The following is an 11774-nucleotide window of genomic DNA, read 5'->3' on the forward strand; positions in this document are numbered from 1 at the left end:
AGGGATCTGCCCGGCTTTTTCTGTTTTTTGCTTACAAAATCCAGTAGTTTCGTTTATGTAGCTCCCAACAAGCCAATCCGAACAATCCGAGCGCCAAGCGTGGGATTTTTGATCAGATTGGATCGTGGTTTCGAAATTTCGCAAAACCGCGATGTCAGGACGGATAGGGCGGCGCTTCCAGGCGTTCAACGATCCTGATTTCCCATACGGTCCGAGCACTCTCGTAGGACCAGTCACCATGCTTCCCATGCTGTCCCGGGCAATGAGGTCCGGTAGAGCTCGTGTCGCGTGTAGATACAGGAGAGCTTCTTTGTCTGAGGCACGTACCACCCAGAGACGCGGGATCGCAGAGATCCTCGGTATTCCACGCCCCCTCTTTTTTGGCTTTGTCGGGCTTCTGCTCTTCATGATCGGGGACGGCGTCGAGGCTGGCTATCTCGATACCTTCATGCTGCATAATGGCCATACCCAGGGAGATGTGAACCTCCTTTTCACGACCTATGGCATCACCGTCATGATTTCAGCGTGGTTCTCCGGACCGCTCTCGGATCTTTACGGCCCCAAAAAGGTAATGTGGATTGGCCTTATTCTCTGGGCGGTTCTGGAAGTCGGGTTGCTTGCGCTCGGTCTCGGACCGAACAATTTCACCATGACGCTGCTGTTCTACACATTGCGTGGTTTTGCCTATCCTCTTTTCGCCTATGGCTTTCTGGTGTGGATCGCGGCAGCGACGCCGGCGACAATGCTGGGTTCGGCGGCTGGCTGGTTCTGGTTTTCGTTCTCGCAGGCCTGCCGACACTGGGCTCACAATTTGCCCGGTATGCCATTCCGGCGATTGGCGAACTGGCGACATTCTGGTGTTCGCTTGGTCTTGTGATTCTGGGTGGTCTTGTCGCTCTGCTTTTCACGCATGAACCTACCGGCAAGAAGCGTCTTCTCCCCGAGCATGTCAGCACCAGGGATATCTTTTTCGGCTCGATCAGTATCATGTGGCGTGAGCCCAAGACCCTCATTGCGGGCATCATCCGCACGATCGATACGTCATCCGAATATGCTTTCCTCGCGATCATGCCGGCATTTTTCATTGATCATCTCGGGTTTACCCAGGGTCAGTGGCTGAACCTGCTCTCACTGATCTTTCTCAGCAATATCCTGTTCAATCTGGTTTCAGGTATGCTGGCAGATGCTCTGGGGCATCGCTTCATTGTCGCTGTTTTTGGAGGTATTGGCGGTTTCGTGTCGATCCCGCTCTTTTATTATATTCCGGTCTGGTATCCCGGCAATTTTGCGGCCGCCGCGGCAGTGGGCATTTTCTACGGTGCGACAGTGGCAGCTTTTGTCCCGCTCTCAGGTCTGATGCCTCAGATCTGCCCCAGAGAGAAGGCTGCAGCCTTGTCTATCCTCGGTCTCGGCGCTGGTGCTAGCACTGGGTAGGTCCGGCTATAGCCGGCATCTGTGAGAGTGTGTTCGGTTTCGGTATGGAGGGTATCATCTGGGCTTTCGCCTGATCTATCTTGCTGCAGCAGGAATGACCATTACGCTTCGTATTTCGGATGAAGCACGTCGTTATACGCAGGAAGCGCTCGCTCGCGGAGAAAGCATCACGGCGGTAGGACATTAACAGGCTCTCTGTATAGGCGGCCCTGATCCGGCTGTTGTAAGGCACTGTTGACATCTGTCAGCGGCGTCTTTTCTTTGGCTGCATGACTGACATGTTTTCCGCACCGCCCGCAGGCTGGGAAAGTCTTGAACGTTTCTCGTTTGGTGATAGCCCCGCATTGGCTGATGAGTTACTTGATCTCGTATTGCGCGGGATCAAGACCGGGACATGCTGGGCAGTCAGTGATGGTGAGCAGACCTACCCGGGTAAGCTGAACATCGTATGTGACGGCAGAGATCAGCCACGGGCGATCACACGCACTGTTTCTCTCGACAGGATATGCTTTTGCGATGTGGGAGACGATTTTGCACGCAGGGAAGGTGAAGGTGACAGAAGCTTGGCGTATTGGCGCCAGGAACATGAGCGCTATTTTACGCGTCTGGGGCAGTTCAGTGCTACCATGGAGCTCTGGTGCGAGGTGTTCGAGCTCATGTTTGTTTTCCCGTTGCGTCAACCGTAATGTCATAGTTGTTCGTATTCCGCCTGAGCGAACTTTCATTGCGAGATCGCGTTGAACCCGGACAGAACTAAGAGGGTTTCGCCATGCTCAAACTCGCCATATTTTTCCTGATCATTTCCCTGATCGCAGGGCTCTTCGGATTCACCGGTATCTCTGCAGCGTCAGCGGGCATCGCGAAGATTCTCTTCTTCCTCTTCATTGCCCTGTTTGTGCTTTTCCTGGTCATTGCGGTGTTTGTTGGCAAGGCCGTGACCTGAGCCTGAGCGCAAGGTAGCAGAAAGGGGAGAGCTTAGCGGCTCTCCCCTTTTTTATACGTCCTGGCTGATGCGTGCTCTGGCTTGAGATGCCTCAGGGTTTTGTCTTGGAGATGAACTCGGGCAAGAGCGGATTATTGGTCTGCAACGAGGCTTTGCTCGGGAGCTGGGATACATCCCAGCCACCGCCCAGTGCCACGATCAGATCCACATGTGACGTCGCGATGTTCTGACGAATACCCAGGGCCTGCACCTGATAGCTGAGGGCATTCTGCTGGCTCGTCAGTACTGTGGTATAGGTCTGGGTGCCTGCAAGATATTCGTTCATCGAGACCCGCACAGCCTCCTGCGCAGATTTTACCGCTATGTCCTGCTGTGCAACCTGTTCCCCAAGAATACGCAGATTCGAGAGGTTATCTTCCACCCCCTGAAGCGCGGTAAGGACTGTCTGACGATAAGTGGCAACCGAGGCATCATAATCCGCCCGTGCAGAGCGTACGGCCGCGCTACGTGCGCCGCCGTTAAAAAGCGTCTCGGTTGAAGAGGCTCCCAGCGACCAGAACCGTGTGGCGGCCTGAATGAGCGTCTGAAGGGGGTTGCCACTATATCCATAGGTCGCGCTCACGGATATCTCGGGATAGAACGCAGCTATATAGTACCCGATCTCGGCATTATACCCTTCCATGTTGCGTTCTGCTGCGGCGATATCCGGACGGCGTTGCAGCATGATCGAGGGGACAGCTGTAGGCGGGTCCGGGAGTATTGTGGGCAATGCGCCTACAGGAATGCTCAGATCGGCAGGTGCACGTCCGATCAGCGTGGCGATCGCGTGCTCATATTGTGCCCGGGCGATACCGGCCTGCGTAGCTTGTGCCTGGGTCTGCTGTAACTGATAACGTGCCTGCCAGAGCGAGCTTGGGTCCGTCACCCCTGCATCGACCTGGTTCTGCACGATTGTCAGCGCCTGCTGAAAATAGCCGACATTGTCCTGATAGAGCTTCTTGAGGCTATCCTGATAACGCAGGTTGAAATAGGCATTTGCCAGTTGTGACTGATAGGAAAGCTGCGCATTGGCCAGATCGGCTGCGCTTGCCTGGGTGGCGGTTACTTGCTGCTGGATCTGGCGGCGGATGCGCCCCCAGACATCGAGTGTCCACGATGCCGATGGTCCGGTATTCCACGTATTGACCGTGGTCGTGGTTGAGTAATTGACGACAGATCCGCTGCTTGCGCTGCGCGAGCCGCTGCCTTGCGCGTTTCGGCTGAAGCTGAACGAGCCGGAAAGTGTGGGGAAAAGCTGCGCGCGGATCGAGTCGATCGTTGCAGCTGCCTTGCGGTATTGCGCTTCATATTGCTTGACGTTCTGGTTCGAGATCGCGACCTGGGACTCAAGCCAGTTCAGTTCGGGATCATGATAGATTTCCCACCAGGCACCTTTGGGGGCTTCGGCCAGCTGTGGCTGGGCTACACCCCATCCCGGGGGAGGTTGGGGCGCTTCCTTGAATTTCGCCGAGATTACGGCGTGAGGGCGATGATAGTCAGGACCCACCATGAAGCAGCCGGCAAGCATGGGCATGCAACACGCAGCAAGGAGGCTAAAGCGTCGAGCGGAGCGGGACGGAGAAGAGGTCATCCTTGAATTTGATCCTGATGGCGCGGGCGGAAGAAAGCGAAGAAGGAAAAGAGGCGACGTTTTACCGCGCGTCCCATGGCGTCCAGCGTCAGGAATACGGCGGGCGTACTGTAGAGGGTCAGGGCCTGGCTGACGACCAGACCGCCAAGAATGGAGATGCCCAGAGGGCGGCGCAGCTCGGCACCATACCCATTGGCGATGATCAACGGAACAGCTCCAAGCGCTGCCGCAAGCGATGTCATGATAATCGGCCGGAAACGAAGCGCACTTGCCATGCGAATGGCTTCTTCGGGTGAGGCACCCTCGCGCTGGGCCTGCATGGCAAAATCGATCAGCATGATCGCGTTCTTTTTGACGATGCCAATAAGCAGGATCACACCGATCATGGCGATGAGTGAAAATTCTTCACCAGAGATCTGAAGGGCCAGTATGGCCCCCACGCCAGCGGAGGGCAGGGTGGAGAGGATCGTGATCGGGTGTACCAGGCTTTCGTAAAGGATTCCCAGAACGATATAGACTGCTGCGAGCGCTGCCAGAATCAGCAAGGGCTCGTCATTGACCGATTTCTGGAAAAGGGCGGCGTTGCCTGCAAATCCCCCCTGGATGTCGGAGGGTACGTGCAGCTTGACCAGTGCTGTGTTGATGGCGGTTACTGCATCCCCCAGTGACACACCCTGACGCAGATTGAACGAGATGGTGGTGGCAACCGACTGTCCCTGGTGGTTGACACTCAGAGCTGTTGTTCCGGGCAGGATATGCGATGTCAGGGATAATGGCACCATGGTCTCGCTGCTTGTCGCTACTGCCGAACCTGAAGAGGCATTACTGCCACCCGCAAGACTGTTGGCCATCTGGTTCTGGTAATTTGTGGCAGCGGTCGAGACACTCGATGCTTCCGTAGCTGTCGTAACAACACGGATACGATTGGATGCCACACTTCCTGATGCCGTACCGCCAGATGTACTGATCCAGACCTGATTGAGAGAGGTCGGGTCTTTCCAGAAGCGTGGGGCAGCCTCCATGATCACACGATACTGGTTGATGGGCTTGTAGATGACAGAGGCTGCACGCTGGCCATAGGCATCATACAGGATATTCGAGACAAGCTGAGGCGTGATCTGGAAACGGGATGAAAGATCGCGATTGATCTTTACGTCCAGGGCCGCGCCACCTTCCGCAAGGTCAGAGGAAACATCCATCAGCTCGGGCAGTTTCTGGAAAGCCTCGACTACTTTGGGTGTCAGGGCAAAAAGTTCGTCGGCATCGGGGCCCTGCAGTGCATATTGGTAGGAAGCATTCCCCCCTCTGGCGCCGGCTCGCACGGCACCGGGAGCCATGAAGAAGACTTCTGCCCCGACCATCTTGCGGAATTTGTGCCCCAGACGTTCAATGGTCTGGGTAACAGTGTCATTGCGGACTAATTTATCCTTGAGGGACGCAAAGAGATTGGCCTGATTGGCCTGTCTGCCACCAAGGAACCCGACAATCGACTCAACATCGCGATCCTGCGAGACGGTTTTGGCTACTTCATAGGTCTTGCTGCTCATCTGACTGAATGAGGAGGATTCATCGCCCATGATATGCCCCATCATAAGTCCGGTATCCTCGTCAGGAAAAAAGCCCTTGGGCATCTTCACGAAAAGAGCAGCGGCGATGACGAGAGTCAGGGGCAGGCTCAGCAGCATGAGCCATCGGTGACGCAGTGACCAGTCGAGCGAGACGACATAGCTATCGGTAATGCGCGTGATCTGCCGGTCAAGCCAGATCGCGATGCGCGCGCGCTGATGGTTTTCCTTCGCCTGGCGCAGCAGCAGCGCGCAGATCATGGGGGTCAGTGACAGGGACAGGAACATCGATATCACCAGCGTGATCGAGATGGTCATGGCGAATTCATGAAACAAACGCCCGGCAATGCCGCCCAGAAGGATAATGGGTACGAAAACCGCGATCAGGGAGAGTGTGATGGACACAACCGTGAAGGCCACTTCGCCAGCCCCTGTAAGGGCTGCCTTGAGTGGCGAAAGACCCTGTTCGAGATAGCGGGTGATGTTTTCGAGCACCACGATGGCATCATCGACGACGAAGCCTGTCGAGATTGTCAGCGCCATCAGCGACATGTTGTCGAGCTGATAGCCCATAAGCTTCATCACGGCGAAAGTCGCGATAATCGAGGTTGGTACCACAATAGCCGGGACGAGAATGGCCGGAGCGGATTGCAGAAAGACCAGCACAACCAGCACCACAAGCACGACGGCAAGGATGAGTGTCAGTTTCGTGTCGTCCAGAGCCGCCCGGATGGTCTTGGAGCGATCGACGGCAATATGCAGATCAATATCAGGGGGAAGAGCCGCCCGGATGAGGGGCAGGCGTGCCTTGATCTCATCTGTCGTTTTCACGACATTTGCCCCTGCCTGGGCAAAGACGAGCCCGACCACGGCACGCTGACCGTTATAGACGCCCAGAGTGCGCAGGTTCTCCACGCTGTCATTGATTTCCGCAACGCTCGAGAGGCGCACGGGGCGGGCGTTGCGATAGGCGATGATCAGATCGCGATAAGCCTGGGCCTTTTCAGCCTGGTCATTGGTATCAAGTGTAAAGCGGAACCCATTGGAGTCGATGAAACCCTTGGGCGTATGGGCATTGGCCGAAGCAAGGGCCGCGCGTACGTCTTCAAAGCCGATGCCATATTTGTAGAGCAGGAGCGGATTGACCTCCACTCTTACAGCAGGCAGGGCGCCGCCGCCGACCTCGACCTCACCGACGCCCTGTACCTGGCTGAGCTGCTGTTGCAGCACATTGGTCGCCTGATCATAGAGCATGGCGGGAGTTTTTGTAGGTGAGGTCAGTGCCATGACCAGAATGGGCGCGCCGTTCGGATTTGCTTTCTGGTAGCTGGGGTTGGTGCGCAGTGTCGTGGGCAGATCGGCACGGGCTGCCTGTAACGCAGCTTCCACATCACGCGCAGCACCGTTGATGTCACGGGAAAGGTCAAACTGCAGAATGATGCGTGCCTGATTGACCATCGATTGCGAGGTCATTTCCGACAGTCCCGCAATGGCCCCCAGATGGCGTTCAAGCGGGGCGGCAATGGTGCTGGCAATCTCGGTGGGGGAGCCACCGGATTGTTGTGCCTGCACCATGATCACCGGCATATCCACATTGGGCAGATCGGCTACGGGCAGCAGCCTGTAGGCCAGAATTCCTGCAATCAGCATTGCGACGGTCATGAGCGAAGTCGCGACCGGTCGCAGGATGAAAGGGCGGGTGATATTCACTCGCCACTCTGTTCAGCAAGGCGCTCGGACATGCTGCGCAATCCGAAACGGCGGCGCGTACCGACTGCAATGCGATCCATCATCAGATAGATGACAGGTGTCGTGAACAAGGTCAGAAGCTGCGATAACAGCAGCCCCCCCACAATCGCGACACCAAGCGGGCGTCGCAGCTCCGAGCCGACGCCATGACCCAGCACAAGTGGCAGCGCACCAAAGAATGCCGCCAGAGTTGTCATGAGGATCGGGCGGAAACGCAGCAAGGCGGCCCTACGGATGGCATCCAGTGGCGCAAGCCCGTCCAGACGCTCGGCTTCGAGTGCGAAGTCGATCATCATGATGGCGTTTTTCTTCACGATGCCGATCAGCAATACAATGCCGATGATGCCCATCACATCCAGATCCATGCCACAGAGAAGGAGCGCCAGAAGGGCTCCTATGGCTGCTGAAGGCAGGGTGGAGAGAATGGTAACGGGGTGGATGAAGCTCTCATACAGCACGCCGAGCACAATATAGACCGCAAGAAGTGCCGCGATGACCAGATAAAGCTCATTGCTGAGCGATGAGCGGAAAGCTGCTGCGGTACCCTGAAATGCACTCTGGAAGGCTGGTGGCAGGCCAATGCTTGAAGCCGCATGATCGATGGCGTTCGTCGCTGCCCCGAGTGAGTAACCCTCGGCGACGTTGAACGAGATCGTGGTTGCCGGGAACTGCCCGAAATGGGTGATCAGGAGGGGGGCGAGCCCCTTGGTGATGGTTGTCACCTGATGAAGCGGCACGAGCCCGGAGGTTGGCAGGCGCGTCGGACCCGAGGAGCTCTGTCCGGCCTCGCTCGAAATGCCCGGCAGATAAAGCTGGCTCAGACTTGCCAGATCGTGCTGGAAGCGCGGTTCGGTCTCAAGAATGACACGATACTGGTTGGACTGCGTGTAGATTGTCGAGATCTGACGTTGGCCATAGCTGTCATAGAGCAGATTATCGATGGTCTGAGGGGTGATGGAGTAGCGTGCGCCATTGGTGCGGTCGAGATCGACATGGGCGACCAGACCTTCGGCCTGGAGGTCGGAGGTTACATCGGCAAGAGCCGGTTCGTTCTGCAACGCGGTCAGAAGTTTGGGCACCCAGATCTTGAAAGTGTCGTAATCCGGGTTTTCGAGAAGGAACTGGTATTGCGTTGCCGAAACCGTTGAATCAAGTGAGAGATCCTGCACAGGCTGCAGATAGAGACGAGCGCCGGGCGTCGAGCTGCCATTGGCAGCCAGGCGTGCAAGAATGGTCGACAAGCCACTTGTACGCTGTTCCAGCGGTTTGAGATTGATCAGCATGCGCCCGACATTGAGCGTCATGTTCTGACCATCGATACCCACGAAGCTCGAGACGCTGGCGACGTCAGGGTCTTTGAGCACTTCGGCAATGACCGCTTCCTGATGCTTCTTCATGCTGTCAAACGAAATGGCCTGTGCCATTTCTGTAATACCCTGCACCACGCCGGTATCCTGACGCGGGAAAAACCCCTTTGGAATGATCACTGCCAGTACAAAGGTCAGAATGAAGGTGCCGAGTGCCACGATGAGGGTGGCTGTCTGATAGCGCAGCACCACATCAAGCCAGCGAGCATAGGTGGCGATAATGCGATCAATCCCGTTGCCGACGCGTGCAGCCAGACGCTGGAAACGCGTGCTGGCATGTTCGTCATGCGCACGTTCGCTGAGCAGGCGGGCGCACATCATCGGCACGAGGGTGATGGAGACGATGGCCGAGATCACGATGGTGATGGCGAGCGTCATGGCGAACTCGTGGAACAGGCGCCCCACGACATCGCTCATGAACAGCAGCGGAATCAGCACGGCAATCAGCGAGACCGTCAGCGAGATGATGGTGAAGCCGATTTCCTGCGATCCCTTGACGGCGGCTGTGTAACGATCCTCGCCCATCTCGATGTAGCGCGCGATATTCTCGATCACGACGATGGCGTCATCGACCACGAAGCCTGTGGAAATCGTCAGGGCCATCAGCGACAGATTATCGAGCGAGAAATCAAGCAGATACATGACGGCCAGCGTGCCTATCAGTGAGAGCGGTACGCTGAGACTTGGGATAATGGTGGCCGGGACGTTGAACAGGAAGACGAAAATCACCGCGACAACCAGAATCATGGCCATGGCCAGTTCGAATTCCACATCCGATACAGAAGCGCGAATGGTGGTGGTTCGGTCGGTCAGGGGCGTGATCTCGATACCGGGCGGCAATGTCTTGCGCAGCTCGGGCAGTACGGCCAGAACGTTATCGACCACCGAGATCACATTGGCGCCTGGCTGACGCTGCACATTGAGGATGAGAGCCGGGGTCTTGTCTGACCAGGCCGCAAGCTGGTCATTCTCTGGTCCCTGAACCACGGTCCCGACATCGCGCAGGCGGATAGGACCGTTATTCTGATAGGCAATGATCTGGTTCATCAGCTGATCGACAGAGGATATCTGACCGTCGATACGCAGCGTCGTCGAGCGATGCGGTCCGTCAAACGTGCCGGTAGGCGAATTGATATTGACTGTGCCGATGGTGGTACGAACCGTATCGATCGCGATACCATAGGAGGTCAGTTTGGGTATGTTGATCCGGACACGTATAGCCTTGCGATTGCCGCCTGAGAGCGTGACGAGACCCACCCCCGAAATCTGGCTGACACGCTGCTGCAGGCGCGTATTCACGTAATCCTGCACCTCGGTGAGCGGCAGGGTACGAGAAGTGATGCCGAGGGTAAGAACGGGTGTATCCGCCGGATTGACCTTGGCATAGATCGGAGGCGCCGGAAGATCGGTCGGCAGGAGTGAATTCGACTGGTTGATAGCCGCCTGCACTTCCTGCTCGGCGATATCCATCGACATGTCGAGTCCGAAGCGCAGGGTGATGACCGATGCGCCACCGGAAGACTGGGACGTCATCTGGTCGAGGCCCGGCATCTGACCCAGCTGGGTCTCGAGCGGTGCCGTGACTGAGGTCGCCATCACATCCGGGCCTGCGCCCGGATAGAAGGTGGAAACCGTGATTGTCGGATATTCGACCTGAGGCAGAGCGAGATCGGTAGAAAGTGATAGCCAAGCAAACCGGTCAGCATGATCGCCAGCATCAGCAGCGACGTTGCGACCGGACGATCGATAAAGAGGCGTGACGGGTTCATGATCGGGCTTACTGCGCAGGCTTGGCGGCGGGAGCGGTATCGGTCTTGCTGTCGCCCTTGTCGGCCGTGTCTGCAGGAATACTGACCTTTGCGCCGGGACGCAGATGGTTCGTGCCATCGGTCACCACCCGTTCACCCAGTTTGAGACCGGATTTGATCACTGTCACGTCATTGCTGGCAATGCCGGTTGTGACGTTGCGCATCTCAACGGTGTTGTCATCCTTGACGACATAGACGAACTGGCCTTCAGGCCCGGTCTGGAGCGCGTTGGACGAGAGAAGGATCACGTCATGCAACGTATCAACCAGCAGGCGTGCATTCACGAACTGGTTCGGAAAGAGATGCTCGTCCTCATTCGAGAAGATGGCGCGCATACGAACCGTGCCGGTTGCGGTATCAATCTGGCTATCGACCGCCTTGACCGTGCCACTTGCAATCCTGTTGAGATTGGCACTGTCCCATGCCTCGACAGGCAGCTCACCGACCTTGCGCAGGCGGTCCATAACCTGGGGCAGCTGATCCTGTGGCAGGGTGAAGATGACCGAAATCGGTTGCATCTGTGTGAGAATCGTCAGTCCGCCTGACTGCCCTGCAGCAAAATAGTTACCCATATCCACAGCGCGAATACCTACGCGCCCATCAACAGGGGCGATAATATGGCAGTAATAGAGGTTCAGGCGGGCATTATCGACATTGGCCTGGTCCAGTTTGACCGTACCTTCGAGCTGCTGAACCTTGTACTGGGCGTCGATAGCCGTCATGGCAGCAATCGAGTTCTGTTTGATCAGTTTGTCGTAGCGGCCGGCATTGATTCGCGCATCGGCAAGCTGGGCCTGATCCTGCTTGAGTGTGCCGAGCTGCTGTTCGAGCGCGACCTGATAAGGACGCGGATCGATCAGAACCAGTTCATCACCCGCCTTGACGTGCTGACCTTCCTTGAAAGCCACATTCATGATGTAGCCACTCACACGCGCCTGTACCGTCACGTTGGTAATGGGTACGACCGTACCCAGCTCGGTCAGGATCTCAGGCATGTCGCCCGTCTTGACGACGGCAACGGCGACGGGGCTGGCGGTGGCATTGCGCTGTGCGCTGGCAGTGCCCTTGTGGGTGCCGCGCCCGGCATGGCGGGTTGTGCTGTGCGGACGCAGGAAGGCGACGGCAAGAAGCAGAACGATCGCTCCGCCAATCACGAAGAGCAGGCGGCGTCTGCGGCGCGGTTTACCCGTTGCGGGTGAAACTGAGGCATGGGGCGCAGTATGGCGCGCAGGCTGGGTCCGGTCCGGGCCCGTCTGGTCAGTCATCTCTTCTCGTCTT

At 56.9% G+C, this 11774-nt stretch carries 5 protein-coding genes and 2 pseudogenes; 3 read left to right on the forward strand and 4 right to left on the reverse strand.

Going from position 1 to position 11774, the window contains the following annotated elements; all coding sequences use genetic code 11:
• The first annotated feature begins 310 nt into the window (after positions 1-310).
• The 3 genes and pseudogenes from JCM25354_RS17260 (at position 311) to JCM25354_RS20630 (ending at position 2377) form a co-directional block, all read left to right on the forward strand.
• Positions 311-1621 (forward strand): annotated as a pseudogene (locus tag JCM25354_RS17260) (MFS transporter).
• Positions 1622-1703: 82 nt separating this feature from the next.
• Positions 1704-2120 carry an ASCH domain-containing protein gene (locus JCM25354_RS06790; protein ID WP_199899921.1) on the forward strand — a complete coding sequence of 139 codons (417 nt, stop codon included), beginning with the start codon at positions 1704-1706 and terminating at the stop codon, positions 2118-2120.
• Positions 2121-2203: 83 nt separating this feature from the next.
• Entirely contained in the window at positions 2204-2377 is a 174-nt protein-coding gene (locus tag JCM25354_RS20630; RefSeq protein ID WP_023978976.1) for a DUF1328 domain-containing protein, read from the forward strand.
• Positions 2378-2468: 91 nt separating this feature from the next.
• Here the strand turns inward: JCM25354_RS20630 and JCM25354_RS06800 are convergent, their stop codons facing one another.
• The 4 genes and pseudogenes from JCM25354_RS06800 to JCM25354_RS06815 form a co-directional block, all read right to left on the reverse strand.
• Positions 2469-4007 (reverse strand): efflux transporter outer membrane subunit, encoded by a 1539-nt coding sequence (locus JCM25354_RS06800; RefSeq protein WP_025885447.1) that lies wholly within the window; start codon positions 4005-4007, stop codon positions 2469-2471.
• Positions 4004-7282 (reverse strand): efflux RND transporter permease subunit, encoded by a 3279-nt coding sequence (locus JCM25354_RS06805; RefSeq protein ID WP_025885448.1) that lies wholly within the window; start codon positions 7280-7282, stop codon positions 4004-4006. Before JCM25354_RS06805 ends, JCM25354_RS06800 begins: the two co-directional genes overlap by 4 nt.
• A pseudogene (locus tag JCM25354_RS17265) lies at positions 7279-10457 on the reverse strand (efflux RND transporter permease subunit). Before JCM25354_RS17265 ends, JCM25354_RS06805 begins: the two are co-directional and overlap by 4 nt.
• Positions 10458-10465: 8 nt before the next feature.
• Entirely contained in the window at positions 10466-11761 is a 1296-nt protein-coding gene (locus tag JCM25354_RS06815) for an efflux RND transporter periplasmic adaptor subunit (RefSeq protein WP_025885449.1), read from the reverse strand.
• Positions 11762-11774: the final 13 nt, after the last annotated feature.

Source organism: Asaia prunellae JCM 25354 (assembly GCF_000613885.1).
GTDB lineage: Bacteria > Pseudomonadota > Alphaproteobacteria > Acetobacterales > Acetobacteraceae > Asaia > Asaia prunellae.

Coding starts and splice junctions, on each gene's coding strand:
- JCM25354_RS06790 (WP_199899921.1), top strand. CDS start 1,704: ATGACTGACATGTTTTCCGCACCGCCCGCAGGCTGGGAAAGTCTTGAA.
- JCM25354_RS20630 (WP_023978976.1), top strand. CDS start 2,204: ATGCTCAAACTCGCCATATTTTTCCTGATCATTTCCCTGATCGCAGGG.
- JCM25354_RS06800 (WP_025885447.1), bottom strand. CDS start 4,007: ATGACCTCTTCTCCGTCCCGCTCCGCTCGACGCTTTAGCCTCCTTGCT.
- JCM25354_RS06815 (WP_025885449.1), bottom strand. CDS start 11,761: ATGACTGACCAGACGGGCCCGGACCGGACCCAGCCTGCGCGCCATACT.